The sequence below is a fragment of the Bradyrhizobium sp. Ken01 genome, assembly GCF_055807355.1.
The window spans coordinates 1-23,544 of the sequence record NZ_JBVVPC010000014.1; the positions used below are offsets into that span (position 1 = coordinate 1).

The 23,544-nt window shown below is 65.5% G+C and carries 22 protein-coding genes; 9 read left to right on the forward strand and 13 right to left on the reverse strand.

Annotation, left to right across the window (positions count from 1 at the left end):
• The first annotated feature begins 248 nt into the window (after positions 1–248).
• Together AC0L3S_RS15760 and AC0L3S_RS15765 are read left to right on the forward strand one after the other, a co-directional pair.
• A complete protein-coding gene (locus AC0L3S_RS15760; protein WP_473279704.1) occupies positions 249–1,589 on the forward strand; it encodes a DUF2235 domain-containing protein in 1,341 nt (446 codons plus the stop codon).
• A 349-nt stretch (positions 1,590–1,938) separates the two neighbouring features.
• The gene (locus AC0L3S_RS15765; RefSeq protein ID WP_007599245.1) at positions 1,939–2,184 is read left to right on the forward strand and encodes a PilZ domain-containing protein; all 246 of its coding nucleotides are present in this window, start codon (positions 1,939–1,941) and stop codon (positions 2,182–2,184) included.
• A gap of 186 nt (positions 2,185–2,370) precedes the next feature.
• On the opposite strand, the gene AC0L3S_RS15770 is transcribed toward AC0L3S_RS15765, so the two are convergent.
• The 5 genes from AC0L3S_RS15770 to cobS all read right to left on the reverse strand — a co-directional run bounded on the left by AC0L3S_RS15770 (position 2,371) and on the right by cobS (position 8,364).
• A complete protein-coding gene (locus AC0L3S_RS15770; protein ID WP_007604593.1) occupies positions 2,371–2,778 on the reverse strand; it encodes a hypothetical protein in 408 nt (135 codons plus the stop codon).
• Positions 2,779–3,020: 242 nt separating this feature from the next.
• Positions 3,021–4,133: an NADH:flavin oxidoreductase/NADH oxidase gene (locus AC0L3S_RS15775; protein WP_473279706.1), complete on the reverse strand. Its 1,113-nt coding sequence runs from the start codon at positions 4,131–4,133 to the stop codon at positions 3,021–3,023.
• A gap of 112 nt (positions 4,134–4,245) precedes the next feature.
• Positions 4,246–5,319 carry an esterase-like activity of phytase family protein gene (locus tag AC0L3S_RS15780; protein ID WP_473279708.1) on the reverse strand — a complete coding sequence of 358 codons (1,074 nt, stop codon included), beginning with the start codon at positions 5,317–5,319 and terminating at the stop codon, positions 4,246–4,248.
• Complete coding sequence (gene cobT, locus AC0L3S_RS15785; protein ID WP_473279710.1) at positions 5,316–7,220, reverse strand: cobaltochelatase subunit CobT; 1,905 nt, start codon at positions 7,218–7,220, stop codon at positions 5,316–5,318. Before cobT ends, AC0L3S_RS15780 begins: the two co-directional genes overlap by 4 nt.
• A gap of 145 nt (positions 7,221–7,365) precedes the next feature.
• A complete protein-coding gene (cobS, locus tag AC0L3S_RS15790) occupies positions 7,366–8,364 on the reverse strand; it encodes a cobaltochelatase subunit CobS (RefSeq protein WP_275172738.1) in 999 nt (332 codons plus the stop codon).
• Between the two features lie 307 nt (positions 8,365–8,671).
• On the opposite strand from cobS, the gene AC0L3S_RS15795 reads away from it, so the two are divergent.
• Positions 8,672–9,331: a DedA family protein gene (locus AC0L3S_RS15795; RefSeq protein WP_473279712.1), complete on the forward strand. Its 660-nt coding sequence runs from the start codon at positions 8,672–8,674 to the stop codon at positions 9,329–9,331.
• Between the two features lie 137 nt (positions 9,332–9,468).
• On the opposite strand, the gene AC0L3S_RS15800 is transcribed toward AC0L3S_RS15795, so the two are convergent.
• Positions 9,469–10,698, reverse strand: coding sequence for a citrate/2-methylcitrate synthase (locus tag AC0L3S_RS15800; RefSeq protein ID WP_473279714.1), 1,230 nt, complete (start codon positions 10,696–10,698; stop codon positions 9,469–9,471).
• A 75-nt stretch (positions 10,699–10,773) separates the two neighbouring features.
• Between AC0L3S_RS15800 and AC0L3S_RS15805 the strand changes: the two genes are divergently transcribed.
• Complete coding sequence (locus tag AC0L3S_RS15805) at positions 10,774–11,868, forward strand: citrate synthase/methylcitrate synthase (protein WP_473279716.1); 1,095 nt, start codon at positions 10,774–10,776, stop codon at positions 11,866–11,868.
• Between the two features lie 148 nt (positions 11,869–12,016).
• Here AC0L3S_RS15805 and AC0L3S_RS15810 read toward each other — a convergent pair whose 3' ends face one another.
• Positions 12,017–12,652, reverse strand: a complete 636-nt coding sequence (locus tag AC0L3S_RS15810; protein ID WP_473264253.1) for a J domain-containing protein — start codon at positions 12,650–12,652, stop codon at positions 12,017–12,019.
• 159 nt (positions 12,653–12,811) lie between these two features.
• Here AC0L3S_RS15810 and AC0L3S_RS15815 point away from each other — a divergent pair, with 159 nt between their 5' ends.
• Positions 12,812–13,081, forward strand: a complete 270-nt coding sequence (locus AC0L3S_RS15815) for a BolA family protein (RefSeq protein ID WP_473264252.1) — start codon at positions 12,812–12,814, stop codon at positions 13,079–13,081.
• 199 nt (positions 13,082–13,280) lie between these two features.
• On the opposite strand, the gene AC0L3S_RS15820 is transcribed toward AC0L3S_RS15815, so the two are convergent.
• The 3 genes from AC0L3S_RS15820 to AC0L3S_RS15830 all read right to left on the reverse strand — a co-directional run bounded on the left by AC0L3S_RS15820 (position 13,281) and on the right by AC0L3S_RS15830 (position 16,446).
• On the reverse strand, positions 13,281–14,585 hold the full coding sequence (locus AC0L3S_RS15820; protein ID WP_007599226.1) for an HlyC/CorC family transporter: 1,305 nt from the start codon (positions 14,583–14,585) through the stop codon (positions 13,281–13,283).
• A gap of 92 nt (positions 14,586–14,677) precedes the next feature.
• Positions 14,678–15,826 carry a 3-dehydroquinate synthase gene (gene aroB / locus AC0L3S_RS15825; RefSeq protein WP_473279718.1) on the reverse strand — a complete coding sequence of 383 codons (1,149 nt, stop codon included), beginning with the start codon at positions 15,824–15,826 and terminating at the stop codon, positions 14,678–14,680.
• Entirely contained in the window at positions 15,823–16,446 is a 624-nt protein-coding gene (locus AC0L3S_RS15830; protein WP_473279720.1) for a shikimate kinase, read from the reverse strand. Before AC0L3S_RS15830 ends, aroB begins: the two co-directional genes overlap by 4 nt.
• Before the next feature lie 184 nt (positions 16,447–16,630).
• On the opposite strand from AC0L3S_RS15830, the gene AC0L3S_RS15835 reads away from it, so the two are divergent.
• From AC0L3S_RS15835 to AC0L3S_RS15850, 4 genes are all read left to right on the forward strand, one after another.
• Positions 16,631–16,777 (forward strand): hypothetical protein, encoded by a 147-nt coding sequence (locus AC0L3S_RS15835; protein ID WP_035669499.1) that lies wholly within the window; start codon positions 16,631–16,633, stop codon positions 16,775–16,777.
• 16 nt (positions 16,778–16,793) lie between these two features.
• Positions 16,794–17,768, forward strand: coding sequence for a site-specific tyrosine recombinase XerD (xerD, locus tag AC0L3S_RS15840; RefSeq protein WP_473279722.1), 975 nt, complete (start codon positions 16,794–16,796; stop codon positions 17,766–17,768).
• Positions 17,769–17,969: 201 nt separating this feature from the next.
• Complete coding sequence (locus tag AC0L3S_RS15845) at positions 17,970–18,932, forward strand: acetyl-CoA carboxylase carboxyltransferase subunit alpha (protein ID WP_473279724.1); 963 nt, start codon at positions 17,970–17,972, stop codon at positions 18,930–18,932.
• A gap of 367 nt (positions 18,933–19,299) precedes the next feature.
• Positions 19,300–20,835, forward strand: a complete 1,536-nt coding sequence (locus AC0L3S_RS15850; RefSeq protein WP_473279726.1) for a L,D-transpeptidase family protein — start codon at positions 19,300–19,302, stop codon at positions 20,833–20,835.
• Between the two features lie 188 nt (positions 20,836–21,023).
• Here the strand turns inward: AC0L3S_RS15850 and AC0L3S_RS15855 are convergent, their stop codons facing one another.
• The 3 genes from AC0L3S_RS15855 to AC0L3S_RS15865 are packed head-to-tail and all read right to left on the reverse strand — an operon-like array spanning position 21,024 to position 23,539.
• Complete coding sequence (locus AC0L3S_RS15855) at positions 21,024–21,719, reverse strand: branched-chain amino acid ABC transporter ATP-binding protein (RefSeq protein ID WP_007599215.1); 696 nt, start codon at positions 21,717–21,719, stop codon at positions 21,024–21,026.
• Positions 21,712–22,446, reverse strand: a complete 735-nt coding sequence (locus AC0L3S_RS15860; protein ID WP_473279728.1) for an ABC transporter ATP-binding protein — start codon at positions 22,444–22,446, stop codon at positions 21,712–21,714. The genes AC0L3S_RS15855 and AC0L3S_RS15860 overlap by 8 nt, the downstream gene beginning before the upstream one ends.
• The gene (locus AC0L3S_RS15865) at positions 22,433–23,539 is read right to left on the reverse strand and encodes a branched-chain amino acid ABC transporter permease (protein ID WP_473279730.1); all 1,107 of its coding nucleotides are present in this window, start codon (positions 23,537–23,539) and stop codon (positions 22,433–22,435) included. The genes AC0L3S_RS15860 and AC0L3S_RS15865 overlap by 14 nt, the downstream gene beginning before the upstream one ends.
• Positions 23,540–23,544: the final 5 nt, after the last annotated feature.

Sequence of the window (23,544 nt, forward strand, 5' to 3'; positions counted from 1 at the left end):
TTGGCCGGTGGCCACCGGCCAAGGCGCTAAGTCACTTCCATCGCACAAATGCTGGCCGTGCAGATACAAGGGGTTGCATCCATGAACTCAAGTGGCGAAGTGACTCGCGGATAGAACCCCTCACCCGTCTCGCCGCTTCGCGGCGATCCACCCTCTCCCGCAAGGGGAGAGGGGAAGAAGCACCACCTCCTTCTCCCCGCGCTTTTCCGCTATACTCGCCCGGGTAGCATCAGCGGGAGGGGAGTACCGTGGAGCACGAGCGCAACGCCGACCACACATCCGAGCCGAAGAATCTCGTCATCTGCTGTGACGGCACCGGCAACGAGATCTCGGAAAACATCTCCAACGTCCTGAAGCTCTATCGCTGCCTGCGCAAGACCGACAAGACGCGGCCGCGGCAGATGGTGTTCTACGATCCCGGGGTCGGCACGGTGACGGAGCCGTCGACGTGGCATCGCTGGAAAGCCAACGTCAACCTAGTGCTGGGGCTCGCCACCGGCTACGGGCTCGATGACAACGTGCTGTCGGCCTATTGCTTCCTGGTCCAGCACTACGCGCCGGGCGACAGGATCTATCTGTTCGGTTTTTCGCGCGGTGCCTATACCGTGCGCGTGCTCGCGGGGCTGATCCACAAGATAGGCCTGATCTCGCCGGAGCAGGCCAACCTCGCAGGCTCGGGCCTTGTCGCCTACAAGCAATATTCCGGCACCGGGCGCGGCAACGATGTCGAGGACCTCAAGGACATCGCCGTCGACGAACAGGGGCCTCTGCCGAAGGACCAATTCGACCTCGCCGCGCAGTTCGCACGCATCACCTCGACGCGCTGGCCGACCATCCACTTCATCGGCGTCTGGGACACGGTGGCGAGCGTGATCGTGCCGCGGCGCGACGTCTTCTTCCTCGTCTTCAGCCTGGAGGAGCTCGCCTTCACGCTGCGCAATCCGAGCGTCAACATCTTCCGGCAGGCGATCGCCATCGACGAGCAGCGCCGCATGTTCCGCCTCAAGGCCTATGAGGAGCCGCAGGAGTACTGGCGCCACCGCTACGTGCCCGACGAGAAGAAGGAGCCGCAGGACATCCTGCAGGTGTGGTTCGCCGGCGTGCATTGCGACGTCGGCGGCGGCTATCCGGAAGCCGAGAGCGGCGAGTCCAAATATCCGCTGCTCTGGATGATCGAGGAGGCAACTAAGGCCGGGCTGAACTTCAACCCGCGCACGGTGAACCAGCTCGCCTGGGGCGTCCAGCGCAAGAACTCGCCGTTCCAATACGTGCCGCCTGAATACACCGGCAAGACGGGCGAGCTGCATAATTCGATGACGGCGGTTTGGCGCGTGCTGGAGTATCTGCCGAAGAGCGCGACCTACAAGGAATGGCCGGAGCGGAAAGTGTTTGGGGGCTTCTACATCCCCGATTGCGAACCGCGCCCCATCCCCGAAGGCGCGCATGTGCATGAGAGCGTATTGAAGCGGATGGCGGTGGAGCCGGGCTATCGGCCGGTGAATCTGCCGAAGGACTATGTGACCGTGCCGATGCCGCTGCCGCCGGGTGTGGGGATGGCGGCGGAGACGGGGGAGATCGTGGTGGGGTGAGGTGGTTTGGCGGCGGACCATGATGGGGAGCTGGCCGGCGCTCCACCAAAGCCGTCGTCCTGGCGAAAGCCAGGACCCATACCGCGTGATCTTTCGGTTGCGGACAGTCGGCGTACCGAACGACGAGCCTTCGTCAAAGTACGTCCTGGGGTATCGCGACGAGCGCAAGGGCGCTCGCGCGGGGGTCCTGGCTTTCGCCAGGACGACGGCGGAATACAGCCAACCCACCCCGCTACCGCCAATATTCATTAAAATTATCGACCCCGCTTTAGTCGGATCGAATCACCTCTCGTTCATCATGGTCTCCCAGACCACCCGCGCCATCCGCGGAAATTGGAGGAGAGTGCCAATGCATCCGCGACGACATGCCCGCGTCAAACCCGCAGGCCTCGTGTCCCGCCAGGCCAAGATCATCACCGACCCGCGCGCGCCGGTGATCCCCTGCACGCTGATCGACTATTCGCCGGGCGGGGCCTGCGTCGATCTCGGCGGCCAGGTGAAGATTCCCGATCGCTTCGAGCTGCTGCATGTGAACACCAAGAAGCGCTGCCGCGTGGCGTGGAAGCGCGGCACGAAGGTGGGCGTGGTGTTTTAGAGAACCTTCCCCGTCGTCCTGGCGAAAGCCAGGACCCATTACCCCAGGGAGCCGTTTGGCGAAGGCTCGTCGTTCGGTACGCCTACTGCCCACAATCGATAGATCACGCGGTATGGGTCCTGGCTTTCGCCAGGACGACGGCTGTATCTGGAGCGTGCACCGCCTTACCCGCCTTACCCCACTCCGCTACTTCCGCATCCGCGCCTTCGCCCCCGCGACGATCTGCATCGCCACGCCGGCGATCCAGCCGAACAAGGCGAACCAGCTCCACGCAATATGCGGCTCGAGGCGGAGCACGATGATGGCGACGGAGGCGAGCGCGGTGAGCGTGGCGCAGAGCGTGCCGGCGGAGCTCAGCAGCTCCGCGGCGTCGATGTCGCCGTGGGCCTCGTCGAAGGGCAGCTGCGGCGTGTCGATGCCGAGATAGAAGCCGACGAAGCCCAGCACCATCATCAGCAGCAGGAAGCCCTCGGTTGTGAGCGCGGGTATCGCGGATCCCACATAAGCGCCGACGAAGAGCCCGCACGCCGCCCCCGCCATCGCAAGCCCCACGCGCTCGATGACGTGGGCAGCTTTCCGGATACGAAACCGCATGGCGGGCCTCCGCGAGGAGTTGGACGCGCCCGAGGTTAGGCCAGATTTGGCGGAGGTGGAAGCTGAGAGGCGTTACGGATGCGTGAGGGGTGTTGCCTCCCTCTCCCGTTCTTACGGGGAGAGGGTTGGGGTGAGGGGCCTCTCTCCGCATGTGAGATCATCGCCGCACCTGTACCCCCTCACCCGCATCCCATCGTCGATGGGATGCGACCTCTCCCCGCAAGCGGGGCGAGGTGAAGAGCCTACCGCGCCCCGAACGTGGTCTTGCCGAACAGCGCCTTCTGGGTCGAGGGCTGCGAGCGCCAATATTGCGGCGGCGCTTCGACTTCGCCGCCGAGTTCGGCTGCGGCGTGCCAGGCCCAACGCGGGTCGTAGAGCATGCCGCGGGCGAGCGCGACCATGTCGGCCTTGCCGGATGCGACGATGTCTTCGGCCTGCTTCGGCTCGGTGATCAGGCCGACGGCGATGGTGGGCAAACCCGTCTCGCGCTTGATGGCCTCGGCAAACTGCACCTGATAGCCGGGGCCGAGCGCGATCTTCTGCAGCGGCGAGACGCCGCCGGAGGAGGCATCGATCCAGTCGACGCCGCGCGCCTTCAGCGCCTTGGCGAACTCAATCGTCTGCGCCAGATCCCAGCCGCCCTCGACCCAGTCGGTCGACGACACCCGCATGCCGACCGGCTTGTCGTGCGGGAACGCCGCGCGAACGGCGTCGTAGACCTCCAGCGGGAAGCGCATGCGGTTCTGCAAGCTACCGCCATATTCGTCGGTGCGCCTGTTCGAGATCGGCGACAGGAATTGATGCAGGAGATAGCCGTGCGCGCCGTGCAGCTCGATGGCGTCGATGCCGATGCGGTCGGCGCGTCTGGCGGCATCGACGAAGGCATCGCGGATGCGCTTGAGGCCTGCGGCGTCGAGCGCCAGCGGCGCGGCCTCGCCCTCCTTGTGCGGCAGCGCGGACGGCGCCACGGTCTGCCAGCCGCCCGCGTCCTGCGCGATCAGCTGGCCGCCGTCCCAAGGCCGCGCGCTCGAGGCTTTGCGGCCGGCATGCGCGAGCTGCATTGCGACGGCGGTCGAGGAATGTTTGCGCACCGAGGTGAGGATCTGCTTCAGCGCGGCCTCGGCGGCATCGCTGTAGAGCCCGAGGCAGCCCGGCGTGATGCGGCCGATCGCCTCGACATGGGTCGCCTCGATGCAGAACATCGCCGCGCCGGACAGGCTGAGATTGTTGATGTGGGTGAAGTGCCAGTCGGTGGGAACGCCGTCCTCGGCCGAATATTGGCACATCGGCGACACCACGATGCGGTTCTTCAAGGTCAGGCCGCGCAGCTTGATCGGGGAAAACAGGGCGCTCATGCGGGGGAGTTCCGAAAGGGAGGGAGGGCGGGAGTTGGAGGGAGTGTAGTGAGCGATGCGCCAATTGCCAGCCGCGCGGCGGGAATGGCGGCTCGCGGGGGATGCATTGCGGCTACTCCACCAGCGCGAACTGCAGCAGCAGCGTGCGCTGGAGCATCGAGAAATTGTCGTCGGACACCAGCGTCAGCACGGTCTCGCCCTCGGGCGTGAAATGGGCGTCGATGCCTTCCATGTTGTCGATCTCGTGGCCGAGATCGGCCTTGAACAGCACGGGGCCGTCGACCAATGCGCCGGGCGCGATCGATTTCAGGGGGATCGCGCGGATGCGGATGTCGACGCCGGTGAACCAGGAGAATTTGCGTTCGAGGATCAGGAGATCGCCCGAGGGCAGCAGCACGGCGTCGCTGATGAGCTGCTGGTCGGTGCGGCGAATGCTGAACTGGCCGGGCGTGGGGCCGCCGAGCAAAAATCCGATCAGATTGCCGTCGGCATCGAAGCCGCCCTCCGACAGCGCGATCAAGGTCCCCGCGAGCGGCTGCCCCTTTGATATGTCCTTGGGGACAAACACCAACGCCTCGAGCCCCTTGTTATAGGGCAGTTTGCGCACGGCCTGCGGCGTCGGCAGCACCTCGCCGCGGGCGCGCGTGCCGCCCTTCGAAAAATCGAACCGCATGATCTGGTTGACGCGCTCGAGCCCGACATAGACGAGGTCGCCGTCGCGCGCGAGCGACTCGGTGTCGTACCACAGCCGCTTCTCCGTGATCGGCCGCCCCTCCGCATTGAGCACCGGCGCGGCCTCGACGTCGTCGAGACCGGTCATGCTCCGCCCGGAATAGTGGATGCGACCGGTGAACCAGGTGCCCTGGTCGGAGATCGCGAGGAAGCGCTCGCCTTTGCTGTCGAGGAAGCGGAAGCCGGACAGCCCGCCGAAGCCGCGATGCGGCGAGGTCAGCACCAGGCCGCCGCGATAGTCCAGCGAACCGAAGCGCGTGCGCACGCGGTCGCGCGGCTCGAAATTGGGAATCGGCCGCGCGTTGACCTCGATGCCAACGGGCGCGGCGACGGCGTGCTCGATCAGCGCCGGCTTCGGCGCGGGCTGTGCCTGCGCCAGCCGAGACAGTGCGAGAGTGGAAAATCCCGCCGCCGCGTGGCCGATAAAGCTGCGGCGGGATCGATATTTGCTCACGAATGCAGTTTGCGTCGCGGGCGACCGGCCGGCTGCGTCGGCGCGGTGTTGGTCTCGCTGAAGAGTTCGGCGAGTTTTTCGGTGATCGCGCCGCCGAGCTCTTCGGCATCCACGATCGTCACGGCGCGGCGATAATAGCGCGTCACGTCATGGCCGATGCCGATCGCGATCAGCTCGACCGGCGAGCGGATCTCGATCTCCTCGATGATGTGGCGCAGGTGCCGCTCGAGATAGTTGCCGGGATTGACCGACAGCGTGGAATCGTCGACCGGCGCGCCGTCCGAGATCATCATCAGGATCTTGCGCTGCTCGGGCCGGCCGAGCAGGCGCTTGTGCGCCCAGTCGAGCGCCTCGCCGTCGATGTTCTCCTTCAGCAGCCCCTCGCGCATCATCAGGCCGAGATTCTTCCGCGCACGACGCCACGGGGCGTCCGCCGATTTGTAGATGATGTGGCGGAGATCGTTGAGGCGGCCCGGACTGGCCGGCTTGCCGGCGGCAAGCCACGCCTCGCGCGATTGCCCACCCTTCCAGGCGCGCGTCGTGAAGCCGAGAATCTCGACCTTGACGCCGCAACGCTCCAGCGTGCGGGCGAGAATGTCGGCGCAGGTCGCCGCGACCGTGATCGGCCTGCCGCGCATCGAGCCGGAATTGTCGAGCAGCAACGTCACCACGGTGTCGCGGAACGTTGCCTCCTTCTCGTGCATGAAGGACAGCGGGTGATAGGGATCGGTCACCACGCGCGACAGGCGCGCGGGGTCCAAAATGCCCTCTTCGAGATCGAACTCCCAGGCGCGGTTCTGCTGCGCCATCAAGCGCCTCTGGAGGCGGTTGGCGAGACGGGCGACGATGCCCTGCAGATGCGCGAGCTGCTTGTCGAGATAGGCGCGCAGGCGCTCCAGCTCGTCATGGTCGCAGAGGTCCTCGGCGGCAATGATCTCGTCGAACTTCGGCGCGAAGGCATGATATTCCGGCCCCCGCGGCTCGTTCTTGCCGTGCGAATTCGGCCGCGTCGCCTCGCCCGGCGTCTCGTCGTCGCCGAGCTCGCCGTCGTCGAAGGTGTCGGAGGTCGAGGCCTGCGCGCTTTCCATCGCGCTCTCGCTCATCTCCTCGCTCGACGCCTGGGCCTGATCGGCGCTCATCTCCTGCGCGGCGTCGGAATCGGGCGAACCCTCGGCACCGGACTGATCGTTGTCGCCGTCCTGGTTCTCGTCGTTCTCGTCATTGTCTTCGCTGTCTGCGCTGCGCTCGTCGCCGATTTCGAGCGCCGTCAGGAGATCGTGCACGGCATCGCCGAACCTGGTCTGGTCCTCGACCACGGTATCGAGCCGGTCGAGCCGCCTGCCGATCTTGTCTTCGAGAATAGGACGCCAGAGATCGACCATCTTCTTGGCGGCCGTGGGCGGCGCCATGCCGGTCAGGCGTTCGCGCACGAGCATCGCCAGCGCGTCGGCGAGCGGCGCATCGGCGCGATCGGTGATCTCGTCGAACTTGCCGCGATGGAAATGGTCGTCGAGCATCGCGGTGAGGTTTTTCGCAACGCCCGCCATGCGCCGCGCGCCGATCGCCTCGACCCGGGCCTGCTCCACCGCCTCGAACACGCCGCGCGCCTGCGGATTGCCCGGCATCAGCTTGCGATGCACCTTTGGATCATGACAGGCGAGCTTGAGTGCGATGGAATCGGCATGGCCGCGCACGATCGCGGCATCCCGCCTGGTCATCTTTCGCGCTGGCTCGGGCAGCCGCGCCTTGCCCGGCGCGAGCCCTGGACGCTCGGCGGCGAAGCTGACGTCGAGCTCGGGGGCCTTGGCGATCGCCTTCAGGCAGGAGGCCACCGAGCGCTTGAACGGCTCGGTCGGCGCTTCCTTGGTGTTGCGGAATTTGGAGTTGGAGGTGGTGCTCATCTCGCCCTTACCCGTCGTCCCGGCGAAGGCCGGGACCCATAACCACCGGCGATCATTGCGTCAGGAGAAATTAGCAGCGTCGCTTCACTCGAGACATCACGCGGTATGGGTCCCGGCGTTCGCCGGGACGACATATCGCGAGAAATCAGCTGAGCGCCACGTTCACCGCCGATTCCGGCAGCTCCGCGTTGAAGCAGCGCTGGTAGAACTCGGCGACGAGGGGCCGTTCCAGCTCGTCGCACTTGTTGAGGAAGGTGACCCGGAACGCAAATCCGATGTCGCCGAAGATGTCGGCGTTTTCCGCCCAGGTGATCACGGTGCGCGGGCTCATCACCGTCGACAGATCGCCATTGGCGAAGGCGTTGCGGGTGAGATCGGCGAGGCGAACCATCTTGTTGACGATGTCGCGGCCCTCCGTGGTGCGATAGTGCTTGGCCTTGGCCAGCACGATCTCCACTTCCTCGTCATGGCTGAGGTAGTTCAGCGTGGTCACGATCGACCAGCGGTCCATCTGGCCCTGGTTGATCTGCTGGGTGCCGTGATAGAGGCCCGAGGTGTCGCCGAGGCCGACGGTGTTGGCGGTCGAGAACATGCGGAATGCGGGATGCGGCTTGATCACCTTGTTCTGGTCGAGCAGCGTCAACCGGCCGGAGACTTCCAGCACGCGCTGGATCACGAACATCACGTCCGGACGGCCGGCGTCGTATTCGTCGAACACCAGCGCGACGTTATGCTGGAGCGCCCAGGGCAGGATGCCGTCGCGGAATTCGGTGACCTGCTTGCCGTCGCGGACCACGATCGAGTCCTTGCCGACGAGGTCGATACGGCTGATGTGGCTGTCGAGGTTGACGCGCACGCAGGGCCAGTTCAGTCGCGCGGCGACCTGCTCGATATGGGTGGACTTGCCGGTGCCGTGATAACCCGTGACCATGACGCGGCGGTTGTGGGCGAAGCCCGCGAGAATGGCGAGCGTGGTGGCGCGATCGAAACGGTAATCGGAATCGACTTCGGGGACGTGAGGATCGACTTCGGAATAAGCGGGGACTTCGAGATCGCTGTCGATCCCGAACACCTGGCGCACCGACACCTTCATGTCGGGCAAACCGGAAACTTCCTCAACTTTGGACATCGCGGCGGTCGTCATCAATCCTCCGAGGTCCCGGGCGATCCCGAGACCAGTTATTGCACGTTGGCTGCGGCTGGGTGCTGTTGCGAACCTATCAGAGACAACGTGCGGGCAGAAGCCCGCCCCCCAATCAAAGTTCCGTTGTCTTTTCATTTAGATAGGCAAGGAACGCGATTTTTGGAAGGCTGCCCTGCGAATCACGCCTGAATTTCGTGCGGAGGCACGGTCCTGCCTACGCGGCTGGCACTTTTGCCGCCGGTCGTTACTTATGTAGGGTCCGATGTAGGGCCCGAACCTCGAGGCCCAATCCCACCACAGAGACGATGTGACGTCCTTTCTCGATCCCCTCATTTCATTCGTCTCGGCCCACGCGTGGCTGGCCTATCTGACCCTGTTCCTGGCGGCCCTGCTGGAGGCGGTTCCAGTGGTGGGGTCCGTCATCCCGGGCTCGACCATCATCCTGGCGCTGAGCGCCCTGGTCCCAGGCGGCGAGCTTCGGCTGCAATGGGTGTTGCTGGCGGCAGCGCTGGGCGCAGTGCTCGGCGATGGTTCGGCGTACTGGATCGGGCACCGGCAGCAACGGGAGATCCTCAACACCTGGCCGCTGACCAATTATCCGCGGGTGGTCGAGCAGAGCGAGACTTTCTTCCACCGCTTCGGCACCTGGGCGGTGTTCTTCGCCCGCTTCGTGCCGCCGATCCGGGCCTTCGTCCCGGTCACCGCGGGTGCGCTCGGCATGCCCCCGGCCCGCTTCTACGCCATCAACATCCCGGCGATCCTGGTCTGGGCGCCGGCGCATGTGCTGCCGGGCGTGCTGGCGGTGTCGGCCCTGCACGAATATGCCGGGCTGCATCACCATGGACATGTCGGCAAGCACATCTGGATCCTGACCGTGATCGGCGGCGCGATCGTTCTGGGCCTGGCGGTCTGGATCTATCGCCGCCGAAACGGTGGCGATGTGGCGGTGGCGAAGCCGCGGGGGTGATTGACCGTATCCAAGCCCACCCTCCTCATCCGGAGGGCCCGCCAACGGCGGGCGTCTCGAAGGATGGCCGTGGGCGAAAGCCGGGCCTGCATGGTTCGAGACGCGCGTTCCGCGCTCCTCACCATGAGGGTTTTTGATTATCCCTTGGAGTCCGCGCCCCCTGCCCTTCGCCCCGGTGCAGGCCCAACATAACGCGCCCTTGGCCTGATCAGCTTGCCGAACTGTAATTGCTCGCTCGCATGAGCGATCCAGCCGACGCTGCGGGCCATGGCGAACAGGGCGAGCTCGCTGCCTGCGGGCAGGCGCAGCGCGTGTACGAGCACCGCGAGCGCGTAGTCGATGTTGACGAGCTCGCCGGTCGCCTCCGCGATGCGCTCGGGCACCTCCTTGGTGAATTTGCGCGGTGCGCCGGTGCGGGCCAGGGAATTCAGGAGCGACTGCGCGCGCCGATCGCCCCGCTTGTAGACACCGTGACCGAAGCCCGCAAAGCGTTCGCCGAGCGCGACGCGTTCGCGGACCATTGGCTCGACGTCACGATCCACCAGCGCCTTGACGAGCTGCGAGGCGAGCACGCCGGCGCCGCCGTGCTTCGGTCCCTTCAGCGCGGCGAGGCCGGCGATGACGGAGTCATAAAGATTGAGGCCGGTCGAGGCTGCGCAACGCGCGGTGAAGGTGGACGCGTTCAATTCATGCTCGGCGAGCAGAACCAGCGCGCGGCGTATGAGATCGGCCGCGTGCTTGTTGTCGGGCGCCCAGGCCCTCGCGATCTGCTGGTGCAGTGGCTCGGCGGACGGCTCCGTATTGAGCATGGTCGCGACCAGGAGTCGGACGATGCGCGCACCGACCATCGCGCGTCCATCATGCGCGCGGGTGAAGGCGCGGGGATCGGCGCTCGATGCGAGCGCCAGCACGGCAATGGCGCGATCGATCGGCGCGGCGCGGCGTGCCGCCTGCGCGATCAGGCGCATCTCATCGGACACCGCGGGCTGATTATCCGGCGCAAAGGGATCGACGCCGGAGACGTCCCACAGAAGCGTCGCCGTGTGCTCCAGCGTGTCGTTTTCGGCGAGATCGACGCAATTGACGCCGCGATAGATCGCGCCGTCCTCGGTGATGGTGGAGATCTCGGTGTCCATGACCGGCAGATCGGCATCGAAGCTGCGCAGGCCGCGCGGCTCCGGCGACGGCACCCGGCGCTCCTTCAGCGCCCGGACGTCCTCGGCGCGATAGCGGTTCTTGCGCGAGTCCGGCGTCGGCTCGGAGCGGACCAGGCCGCGGCTGACATAGGCGTAGAGCGTGGCCGGCGAGATCGCGAGCTCGGCGGCAGCTTCCCTGGCCGACAGGTAGAGCTCCTCGGAATTATTCATATTGATTTATGTAATCAAGATTGATCAATCTGTCGAGAGGCCTGACCTTTGACTGGTACAAAGGAGATTTGGGCCATGAACATCCACCTCACCAAGAGCCAGATCGGGCTGGACGGCGTTCCCGCGGCCGAAACCGTGCTGAGCCATGTCGACGGCGAGCGCGGCGAGTTGATCATCGCCGGCGAGCATGTAGGCACCCTCGCCAGGCAGTCGAGCTTTGAGGGCGTCACCGCCAGGCTCTGGAACGGCGCCAGCATAACCACGCTGAGCGAAGCCAATGTGCGCGCGAGCCTCGGCGCGGCACGCGAGCGCGCCTTCGCCCGGCTGGACGAGTTGCTGCCGGCGACGCGCGGCATGGGCGTCGTCGAAGGGTTTCGCGCGGCGGTCGCCGGACTTCGCGCCGAGCACGGCCTCGCCCATGAGGCGACGATCGTCGGCGCATTCCCGGTGATTGCGGGCGCGCTCGTCCGCCGCGCCAGGGGTCTCGATCCCGTGGCGCCCGATCCGAACGTGAGCCATGCTGCCGATACGCTTCGCATGCTGCACGGGCGGGCGCCTGAACCCCGCGAGGTCACGGCGCTGGACGCCTATCTCGTCACCGCCAGCGACCACGGCATGAACGCCTCGACCTTCACCGCGCGCGTGGTGGCCTCGACGCAGGCTGATCTGTTTGCCGCCGTCACCGCCGGCTATTGCGCGCTGACGGGTCCGCTGCATGGCGGCGCGCCGGAGCCGGTGCTGGAAATGCTCGACGCGATCGGCTCGCGCGAGCGCATCCAGCCCTGGGTGGACGCGGCACTCGCTCGCGGCGAGCGGATGATGGGTTTTGGCCACCGCGTCTATCGCGTGCGCGATCCGCGCGCCGACGTGCTCAAGACCGCGATCGAGGCGCTGGCCTCGGACGGCGCCGACCTGCCCTTTGCCGGCGAGGTCGAAGCCTATATCCGCAGCGCACTGCGCAAGAAGAATCCGGACCGGCCGCTGGAGACCAATGTGGAGTTCTTCACCGCGATCCTGCTCGATGCGCTGGCGATCCCGAGGCAGGCCTTCACGCCGATCTTCGCGGTGGCGCGCGCCGCCGGTTGGACGGCGCATGCGCGCGAGCAGCAGCGGACCGGACGGCTGATCCGGCCGAGTTCGTCATATGTGGGGGCGATGCCGAAGATGTGAGGGACCGCGGATATCTCCGCGAGCCGGGAATCGTAGGGTGGCCAAAGGCGCACTTGCGCCGTGCCCACCATCGATCCAACACCGCAACAGAAGTGGTGGGCACGCTTCGCTTTGCCCACCCTACGATACTGCGGCGCGGGGAGAGGCCTCAGGCCTCGCGCACCACGGTCTTCAGATAATTATACGCCTTGATGATCTCGATCAGGCGATCCTCGGTGGAGCGGTCGCCGCCGTTGGCGTCGGGGTGGTGCTGCTTCACCAGCGCCTTGTACTTGGACTTGACGTCGGCCAGCGTGGACTCGGGGCCGAGGCCCATCACCTGGAGCGCCTTGCGCTCGGCATTCATGATCTTGCGCGTCTCGGCCTTGGGCGCGGCCTGCGGGCCGGCGCGCCAGCCGGTGCGGCCGTTGAGCTCCTGGAACATGCTGAACGGATCGAAGGCGCCGTCGATCTCGGCCTCCGCGCCTTTCTTGACGCCGCCATTGGCGCCCATCTTCCAGGTCGGACGATGACCGGTCAGCGCATCTTTTTGATAGCGCGCGACAGCGTCGGCATTCATGCCGGAGAAGAAATTGTAGTTCTGGTTGTACTCGCGCACATGGTTCAGGCAGAAGTGCCAGTACTCACGCTGGTTGTCGCGACCCTTGGGCGCACGATGGGCGCCCTTGTTCTGGCACCCGGTCCATTCGCAATTGACCACGGCGTCGCGCGGCTTCACGTCCGGCTGCTTGCCTTTCGGCTTGACCCGGATGGAGTCGAAGAACTTTGATGAATCGATCGGCATGGCTGACTTTGACTACGCAATGCAAAAACCTTCAAGTCTTGACATTGCAATTAGCTGAAAACACATACCCGAAGCTTCGCCTCGGCGTTCTCAAGAACGGCCGCCAAAGGCGACCTACGGAATTGACGGAGTGCGGTCGCGCACCTTAATGGCACACCCATGGCTATGAGAGACACTATCAGCAACAAGTTGCAGGAAGCTTTCACGCCGGAAAGCCTGCAAGTCGTCGACGAGTCACATTTGCATGAGGGCCACGCCGGCCATCGGCCGAGCGGCGAGACGCACTTCCGCGTTTATATCGTGTCTCAGGGCTTCAAAGGGAAGAGCCGGGTCGATCGCCACCGCATGATAAATTCGGCGCTGGCCGCGGAACTCGCAGGCAGCGTGCACGCGCTGGCGATCCACGCGCAAGCGCCGGGGGAAGGCTGAGGCTTCTTCACTCTCGGCTGGAGGCCTCGTGCGTCATCGAAATGGTCGTCATGCCCGGGCATAGCCGTACGAAGGACGGCGTCGCTGCCGCTCGCCTATGTCCCGGGCATCCACGTTCTTGGTGCGGCCAGTGAGACGTGGATGGCCGGGTCAAGCCCGGCCATGACGATGTGGAAGCTTCAGAGCCAAAGCTACCGCGTCAAAACGACGTCCCCGCCCGCCGCCGCTTGGCTTCCTCCATTTCCGTCTCGCGCGGCACCGGTGAAATACGGAGTGCGGTGATGCGGTTGCGTTCGCGGCGGAGGACGCGGAAGCGGAAGCCGTGAAAGGTGAAACTCTGGCCGCGGTCGGGGATCGAGCGCGCCTCGTGAATGACGAGGCCGGCGACCGTCGTTGCCTCTTCGTCGGGCAGGTGCCAGTCCATGGCGCGGTTGAGATCGCGGATCGGCACCGAGCCGTCGACGACGACCGAGCCGTCCGGCTGGGCGCGCACGCCCGCGACCACGACATCATGCTCGTCGGAGATGTCGCCAACGATCTCTTCCAGAATGTCTTCCAGCGTCACGAGACCTTCAACTTCGCCATACTCGTCGACGACCAGGGCGAAATGGGTCTTGCGGCGGCGGAACGCCTTGAGCTGCTCGGAGACGGGCCGCATCTCCGGCACGAACCAGGGCGGCAGCGCGATGGTGGAGACGTCGATGCGCGAGGTCTCGCCGTCGGCCGCGCGGATCGCGCGCAGCAAATCCTTGGCGTGGAGCACGCCGATGATGTTTTCCGGCTTCTCGCGCCACAGCGGGATGCGGGTATATTCGGCCGCCAGCACCTCGCGCACCAGATCCTCCGGCGGCAGGTCGGCGTTGATCATCGTCATCTCGGTGCGATGGATCATGACGTCGGAGACCTGGAGCTCGCGCAGATCGAGCAGCCCGCCGAGCATGTCGCGGTCGTGCTTCTCGAACTTGCCTTCGTGGTGCAGCAGGTCGACCGCACCGCGCAGGCGCTCGGTCGGCGACAGGATCGCCTGGTGCTCGCCGGCAAGGCCGAACAGACGCATCAACAGCCGCACGATGACTTCCACGATCCGCAGCAGCGGCCCCAGCACGTACATCGTCAGCCGCATCGGGCGCGCGACCGCCAGCGCCATGCGATCGGGCGCGTTGATCGCGATGGTCTTGGGCAGCACCTCGGCGAAGATCACGACCAGCGCGGTCATCAAGCCGGTGGCATAGAGCACGCCAACATCGCCGAACCAGGCCGTGAAGATGCTGGTGGCCAGGGCGGATGCACTGATATTGGCGATGTTGTTGCCGAGCAGCAGCGCGCCGATCAGGCGCTCGCGCATGTCGAGCAGCTGCGAGACCACGTCGGCGTCGCGATTACCCTGCTTGGAGAGCCGCAGCATGCTGGCGCGCGAGGCGCCGGTCAGCGCGGTCTCGCTCGCGGCGAAGAAGCCGGAGACGAGCAGGCAGAGAATGACGATGGTGAATCCGAGCCAATCCATGAACCACTCTGGTTTCTTGTTTTGACGCGTTTTCTTGACGCGAACCGGTACCCACTTCGCTCGAAAACGCTTTAGCGCCGTTCAACCGCGTGTCACGCCTTGTGGGCGAGCTTGTCCTTGAGGAAGTCGCGCACCGGAGCCGGTTCGACATCCTTCACGATCACGGCGCGTCCCACGGCCTCCAGCAGGATGAAGGTGAGCTTGCCGCGCACGACCTTCTTGTCCTGCGCCATCAGCGCCATCAGCGCGTCGGCATCGGCAAGCCCCTCCTGCGCAAAGCCCGCGATGTCCTGCAAACGCGTCGGCAGGCCGGCCTCAATCAGGTGACGCTCGACGCGCGTCGCATCCGCTTCGCCGATCATGCCGAGCTTCGCGGAAAACTGCGCCGCCAGCGTCATGCCGATCGAAACGCCCTCGCCGTGAAACAGGCGGTCGGAGAAGCCGGTCGCGGCTTCCAGCGCATGGCCGAACGTATGGCCGAGATTGAGCAGCGCACGCTCGCCTGTCTCGCGCTCGTCGCGCGAGACCACGCCGGCCTTGGCGCGGCAGGAGGTCGCGATCGCATGCTCGCGCGCCGAACCGCCTTTGGCGATGTCGGAATGATTCTTCTCGAGCCAGACGAAGAAGGCCTCATCACCGAGCACGCCGTATTTGGCGACCTCGGCGTAGCCGGCGCGGAACTGCCGCGGCGACAGCGTGTCGAGCACGGCGGTGTCGGCGATCACCAGCACCGGCTGGTGGAAGGCGCCGAGCAGATTCTTGCCCTGCGGCGAGTTGATGCCGGTCTTGCCGCCGACGGAGGAATCGACCTGCGCCAACAGCGAGGTCGGCACCTGCACGAAATCGACGCCGCGGCGCAGGATCGCCGCCGCAAAGCCGGCGAGATCGCCGACCACACCGCCGCCGAGCGCGATGACGAGATCGTTGCGCTCGATCTTCGCGGCGATCAGGGCTTCGCTGACCTTTTCGAGACCGGCATAGGTCTTGGATATCTCGCCTTCCTCGACGACGATGCGCGATGTCGGAATGCCCGCGGCGGCCAGTGAGGCCTCGGCAGGCTCGAGCCAGTATTTCGCGACGGTGCGATCCGTCACGATCGCAGTGCGCACGCCGGGGCGCAGGCGCGCGACCCGTTCGCCGAGCGAAGCCAGCACGCCGCGGCCGATGACGATGTCATAGGCGCGATTCTCCAGCGCGACCTCGACTGTGACGGGATCAGAATGTTTCAAGGGCGCGGTCATCGTGCGGCACTCGCGACGTCGGCTGGTGGCGGGGACGCCCGTTCGCCGCAAAGATGCGCACGCAGCGTCTCGATGGTCTCGTCGACGATCTTGTCGTGCGGCACGTCGCGCGAGGCGATGGTGAGGTCGGCATGGCCGTAAACCGGCTCGCGCTCGGTGAGCAGGCGCGTCACGGTTCCTTCGGGATCGGCGGTCTGGAGCAGCGGACGGTCGGCGCGCCGGCGCACGCGGCGCATGATGACGTCGTGATCGGCCTTGAGCCAGATCGAGATCGCCTTCGCGGCGATGCGCGCCCGCGTCTCCTCGCGCATGAAGGCGCCGCCGCCGGTCGCCAGCACGATGGGGCCGCCGTCGAGCAGTCGCGCGATCACGCGGGCCTCGCCGTCGCGGAAATGCGGCTCGCCGTGGCGCTCGAAGATTTCCGGTATGGTCATGCCGGCCGCGGCCTCGATCTCGGTGTCGGCATCGACGAAGGGCAGCTTGAGCCGGAGAGCCATGCGGCGGCCGATGGTGGATTTGCCCACCCCCATCATGCCGACGAGCACGACCGAGCGCGTCCCCAGCGCCGACAGGATGTCGGCCTCGGGCGAGGCTTGGATCGGCAACGCGGCGTCGGGCATTTGTCTCGCTCGAATGGGTCTCGCTCGATCTGCCGCCAAAGGCGGCATCCTTTGGCCACCTATACGACCCCGCAGGGGCCCTCGCCAGAGGACTCTTGCCACGAAACGGCGAACGTGTTGGATGATTTCATTGGTTAATTTGCCCGCCAAGCCCCTGACCGAGACCCTCTCCGAGATCCTGCCGATGCCCAGCCTGTTCCGCTTCCTGACGGTCGTCGCCGTGATCGCCGGCATCGTCTATGGCGTGGTCTTCGCGCTGGCGAACTTCGTCAATCCCAAGCCGCGGGAAATGACGGTGACGATCCCGCCGGATAAGTTTCTCAAGAAATAGCAGCTAGGCTGCCGGCATGCGTGCCAGATCTTCCGCCAGCAAGCCCTCGGACACAAAACTCACCGGCCTGTTCCTCGACATGCTCGCGGCGGAACAGGGCGCCGGCCCCAATACGCTCGATGCCTATCGCCGCGACCTCACCGATTTCTCCGAGTTTCTCGGCCGCGTCGGCCATGCATTCGCGGACGCGGAAACACAGACGCTGCGCGACTATCTCGCCGATCTCGACACGCGCGGTTTCAAGTCCACCAGCGTCGCGCGACGGCTGTCGGCGATGCGGCATCTCTATCGCTTCCTCCTGAACGAACGCATCAGAACCGACGATCCCGCGGCGATCCTGTCCGGCCCCAAGCGCGGCCGTGGCCTGCCGAAGGTGCTGTCGATTGCCGACGTCGACCGCATGCTCCGCCGCGCCAAGGAATTGAGCGAGGCGGAGGATGCCTCGCCCTCGAAACGGCTGCGCGCCCTGAGACTCTATTGCCTGCTCGAGGTGCTCTACGCCACCGGCCTGCGCGTCTCCGAGCTGGTGGCGCTGCCGCGCACGGCCGCCAAGCGCGACGCCCGCATGATCGTGGTGCGCGGCAAGGGCAACAAGGAACGGCTGGTGCCGCTCAACGAAGCCTCGCGCCAGGCGATGGCCGATTATCTCGCGGCGACGGAGACGGCAAAGACAGACAACAAGAAGAACAGCGTGGCGGCCTCGAAATGGTTGTTCCCGTCGTTCGGCGAGAGCGGACATCTGACGCGGCAGCATTTTGCCCGCGACTTGAAGGAGCTTGCGGTCGCTTCGGGGCTCCAGGCCCGGCTGGTCTCCCCGCACGTGCTGCGCCACGCCTTCGCCAGCCACCTGCTTCACAACGGAGCCGATTTGCGCATCGTGCAGACGCTGCTCGGCCACACCGACATCTCGACCACCCAGATCTACACCCACGTGGTCGAGGAGCGGCTGAAGAGCCTGGTCCGCGACCTGCACCCGCTGGCGGAGAAATGAGGCTACTGTAGCCCGGCTACAGGCCACAGCCCGAAACCGCCTTGACTTCGGCCACATCTCCGCAGAAAGAGCCGGGGCCTCACGATGATTTGGCCTGGGCTCGTTGCGAGCACACAAGCCAACTCATTGACGAATCTACACTTCTTACCGCGACATCGAATCCGCTTCGCCGCTTCGCCCCGTTCTCCCTATATTGAGTTGATGCCAGACCAGATGCGCAGCTATCTCGATTTCGAAAAGCCCGTCGCCGAGCTCGATTCCAAGCTCGACGAATTGCGGACGCTTGCGGCCTCCGGCAGCGACATCGCCGAGGAGATCGGTCGGATCGAGGACAAGGCGGCGCAGGCGATGGCCGACCTCTATCTGAACCTGACGCCGTGGCAGAAGACGCTGGTCGCCCGGCATCCGCAGCGGCCGCATTTCAACGACTTCATCAAGGGCCTGATCACCGACTTCACCCCGCTCGCCGGCGACCGCAAGTTCGGCGAGGACGAGGCGCTGGTGGCCGGCTTCGGCCGCTTCCGCGGCGAGGCCATCTGCGTGATGGGCCAGGAAAAGGGCGATTCCACCGAGAGCCGCATCAAGCATAATTTCGGCATGGCGCGGCCCGAGGGTTATCGCAAATGCGTGCGGCTGATGGAGATGGCCGAGCGGTTCGGCCTGCCGGTGCTGTCGCTCGCCGATTCCGCCGGCGCCTATCCCGGGATCGGTGCGGAAGAGCGCGGCCAGGCCGAGGCGATCGCGCGCTCGACCGACGCCTGCATGGCGCTGACCGTGCCGAACGTCGCCATCATCACCGGCGAGGGCATGTCGGGCGGCGCCATCGCCATCACCACCGCCAACAAGGTCCTGATGCTGGAGCACGCGATCTACAGCGTGATCTCGCCCGAGGCGGCGTCCTCGATCCTCTGGCGCGACGGCTCCAAGGCGCAGGAAGCCGCCAACAACATGAAGATCACCGCCCAAGACATGCTCCGCTTCGGCGTGATCGACAGCATCCTGAAGGAGCCGGTCGGCGGCGCCCATCGCGACCCCGCCGCCATGATCGCCACCACGGGCGACGCCATCGCCAAGGCCTTTGACGAGCTGCGGGGTCTGGACGGCGACGCCATCCGCAAGCATCGGCGGCAGAAATTCCTCGATATCGGCCGGAAACTGGGCTGATTCGGGCGGTTTGGGGCCCGCAGCGGCGGTGCGCTCCCCGCAAGCGGGGAGGTGAAGAGCCCCGGTAACCCCGCGTTAACCCTTTTTTTGCCCAAATCAGCGATCTCTGTACCGGTTTGGCCGCGAGGCCCAAGTTACGGCCCAGTTTAAGTCTTCGTTGACCACGCCTTTGGGCCAACGGGCTCGTGATCCCCGTTCGGGTTGCGACCACATGACCCAGAGGTTAGAATTTTAATCAATGGCTTCAGGGCATAAGCGCTGGAGCGTGATTGCGAAAAAGCCCGTCGCGACGGGTCCGGGTTTCCGGTCGGATCATGCTTCAAGATTGGGGTTTGCGCGCGATGCTCTGGACGGTGTGGGGTCCATCTTGATTTCTCGTTCGCTTGCTCGCGCGTTTCTGGTTTCGGTGGCGCTTGCCGCCAGCTTTGTGCTGGCCGGCTGCGATACCGACCAGGTTTCGCTTGCGACGAATGCCAAGGCCAACCAGCCGGTGCCGCCAAAACTTCTCGCCGCGATGGTCGAGAAGAACATGGACCTGCAATCCCCGATCCTGGTGCGCCTGTTCAAGCAGGAGGCCGAGCTCGAGGTCTGGAAGCAGACCCGCAACGGCCAGTTCGCGCTGCTCAAGACCTATCCGATCTGTCGCTGGTCGGGCGACCTCGGCCCGAAGGTGCGCGAAGGCGACCGCCAGGCGCCGGAAGGATTCTACTCGATCAATCCGGGCCAGATGAATCCGCAGTCGGCGTACTATTTGTCGTTCAACACGGGCTATCCGAACGCGTTCGACAAGGCCTTGGGCCGCAGCGGCTCGCAGCTGATGGTGCATGGCGATTGTTCGTCGCGCGGCTGCTACGCGATGACGGACGAGCAGATCGCCGAGATCTATTCGCTCGGACGCGAGTCCTTCTTCGGCGGCCAGAAGGCGTTCCAGCTGCAGGCCTATCCGTTCAAGATGACGCCGGTGAACATGGCCAAGCACCGGAACAATCCGAACATGCCGTTCTGGAAGATGATCAAGGAAGGCTATGATCATTTCGAGGTGACGCGGCAGGAGCCGAAAGTCGATTTCTGCGAGAAGAAATACGTCTTCGACGCGGCGAAGGCGCCTGACGCCAAGCGTGATCCGGTGTTCGACGCCTCGGCAAAGTGCCCGGCCTATGTGATCCCCGAGGACATCGTCAGCGCCGTGCGCGAGAAGGACCAGCGCGACCAGGCCGAGTACAACAAGCTGGTTTCGCGCGGCACGCCCGTTGCGCGCATGAACACCGGCATCGACGGCGGCATGAACAAGATCTTTGCCGCGAAAATTCCGGAAGGCTCGACTGGTCTGTCGGAGGGCGCCGAAGGCACCACGCTCCAGATGCTGGCGATGGCGAAGGCGCCGGGCACGATCCCCGGACACGTCAATCCGCCGAAGCCGAATCTCGATGCAGCCGCGCCCTCGCCGCAGGAGGAGCCGGTCGTCGCTGTCAGCGCGCCCGCCGCCAACACCCGCATCGCCACCGCAGCTCCGGCGGAGAAATCCGGCTTCTTCTCCAGCCTCGGCCGCAAGATGGGCATGGGCAGCGCCGACGCCACGGCAACCACGCCGCCGCCACAGGCCACGGCATCCGTTGCCGCGACCACGACGCCGCCGACCGCAGCGTCCCGGCTGAAAGCCGCGGTGACCCGGTTCGTGCCGGGACACGACAAGTCCAAGGATGCAGCGAAGGATGCGCCGAAGCCGGCTGTTGCCGCTGCCAAGCCCGCCGAGCCAGCGAAGCCCGACACCCGCCTCGCCGCGACCCGCCCGACGCTGAAGCCGTCGGTATCTGATGGCGCGGGTGAAGCGACCCAGATCATGGGAGCCGCGCCGGTGGTGCAGTCGAACTCATTCGACAGCCGCTTTGGGGCGGTGAAGTAAGCGGGCGCTCCGCTTAATCTCTTCGATTCATCCCAGCCTGACGCCGTCATTCCCCGCGAATGCGGGGAATCCAGTATTCCAGAGGCACCCCTTATCGATCGAGAAGCTGCGGCTTACTGGATGCCTCGCCTTCACGGGGCATGACAGCCGAGTTCGGTGTGAGAGCGACGCGCTTCACGCGCGCTCTCCTACGGCGCCAGATAGCGCAGCAGCTCCGGATTGCCCCTCACCTCGCCGGCCTCGCCTTGCAGCGCGACGCGACCGCGGTCGAGCACGTAGGCGTAGTCGGCAACGCGCAGCGCGAGATCGAGGTGCTGCTCGACGATGATGACGGCGATGGTTTTCGCGAGCTCGATCAGGCGCTCGGTGATTTCCTCGATCACGCCGATCCAGACGCCCTCGGTCGGCTCGTCGAGCAGAAGCAGTTTTGGATCGCCGAGCATGGCGCGGCCGATCGCGAGCATCTTGCGCTCGCCGCCGGACAGCGTGCCGGCGGGCTGGTCGAGGCGCTGGCCGAGCTTTGGGAAGATGGTCAGCACGTGGTCGACCGCGTCGGCTTTTCTGCTCGCGAGCGAGCCGACCGCGAGATTGTCGCGCACCGAGAGGCGCGCGAACACCGAATGCTCCTGCGGCACGTAGCCGATGCCGGCGCGCACCCGCTCCTGGGTCGCACGGCGGCTGATGTCGCGGCCGTCGAAGGCGACCTCGCCCTTCCACGCCGGCAGCTCGCCGACGATGGTCTTCATCAGCGTGGTCTTGCCGGCGCCGTTGCGGCCGAGCACGGCGACACCGCCGCGCCAGGGAATGCCGAGGTTGACGTCGAACAGGACCTGGCTGCGGCCATAGCCGGCGTCGAGATGCTTGATGTCCAAAAATTCAGGCACGGCGCAAATAGATCTCCTGGACGGCCTTGTTGGCCTGGATCTCCGACACCGTGCCGGACGCCAGCACCTTGCCCTGGTCGAGCACGGTGAGGCGATCGCAGATGTCGCGGATGAAATCGAGGTCGTGCTCGACGATGACCAGCGAGCAATGTTTCTTGATCGGCTGCAGCAATTCGCCGGTAACGCGGCGCTCCTCCAGGCTCATGCCGCCGGTGGGCTCGTCCAACAGCAGCAGTTTCGGCTTTCCGGCCAGTGCCATCGCGATCTCCAGCCATTGCTGCTGGCCGTGCGACAGCGCCGCCGCCGCGTCGAAAGCGCGATCGGCCAGGCGGAACTGCGTCAGCATGGTCATGACCTGATCGTGCAGGAGCCCGCGGGTGCGCGAGAACACGAGATCGAACAGCGAGGATTGCGCCTGCAGCGCGAGCAGGATGTTGTCGTAGAGCGTCAGCGTCGGCAGCACGGATGTGATCTGGAATTTCAGGCTCATGCCGGCGCGGGCACGCTCGGTCGGCGTGAACGCGGTGATGTCGGTATTGATGAAACTCACTTTGCCCTGCGTCGGCACCTCGGCGCCGGCAATGCACTTCATCAGCGTGCTCTTGCCGGAGCCGTTCGGGCCGATTAGGCCGTGAAACTCGTTCTCGCCGACAGTGAGCGTGGCGCCATCGAGCGCGGTGAGCTTGCCGAAGATCTTCTTGACGCCGGTGGCTTCAAGGAGCGGCATCGCGCTTCTCCTTCCCGGTCTTCCTGGATTTGGCACCAAAGCTGCCGACCCGCTCGCGCTCGCCGAGCACGAAACTGATCAGGCCGAGCGGCCGGAACAAGATCACGAGCAGGAGCAGCACACCGAGGATGATCGGCCAGACCTCGCGGTAATTGTCCGAGAGCCAGAAGCTGACGCCCTCGACAATGACGGCACCGATGACGGCGCCGATCAGCGTGCCGGAGCCGCCGAACAGCACATAGAGCACCACTTGCGTCGAGACGACGACGCCGACCATGTTGGGCCAGACGAAACCTTCGTGGAAGGCGTAAAGGCTGCCGGCAAGACCCGCCACCGCGCCGCCGATCGCGAAGATGATCGCCTTGAGGTGCTGCGCCTTGTAGCCGAAGAAGGCGATACGCTGCTCGTTCTCGCGCAATCCCGCGAGCGCCAACCCGAACTGCGAGCGCACCAGAAAACGGCAAAGCAGGTAGACCACGACAAGAAGGCCAAGCACGAGATAATAGAACGGCGGCCCTTCCGAGAATTCGTAACTGCCGAGGGTCATCGACGAGATCGAGGGGATGCCGTTCTGGCCACCGAGATAGTACCAGCCACGCGCGAGCCGGTCGGCGGCGTAGGAGCCGGTCAGCGTGCCCAGCGAGACGAAGATCACGCTGGAGGGATGCCGCCCCAGCAGCAGGAAGCCGCCCAGTAGCAGCGCGAAGGTGAGGCCGATGATGGTGCCCGCAGGCAGCACCAGGAAGATGTTGGTGATGTCGAGGTCGCGCGCGAGCAGCGCCACGCCATAGCCGGCCGAACCGAAAAACAGCGCCTGGCCGAAGCTCATGATGCCGGCATAGCCCCACACCAGGTCGAACGAGAGCGCGAACAGCGCGAGGATGATCACCCGCGTTGCAAACACCGTGAGATAGTCCTGCAGCACCAGCGGCGCGAACAGCGCCGCGACGAGCACCACGCCCTCCACAATCGGCAGGATTTTTCGCTGCGAACCAGTTACCCCTGCTGATCCGTGTTCAACCATGGCGATGTTCTGTTCCCCGCCGATCTCGGCGGGGACTGCCTGCTTCGCTGCGCCCATCGCTTTCGGCATTCGAC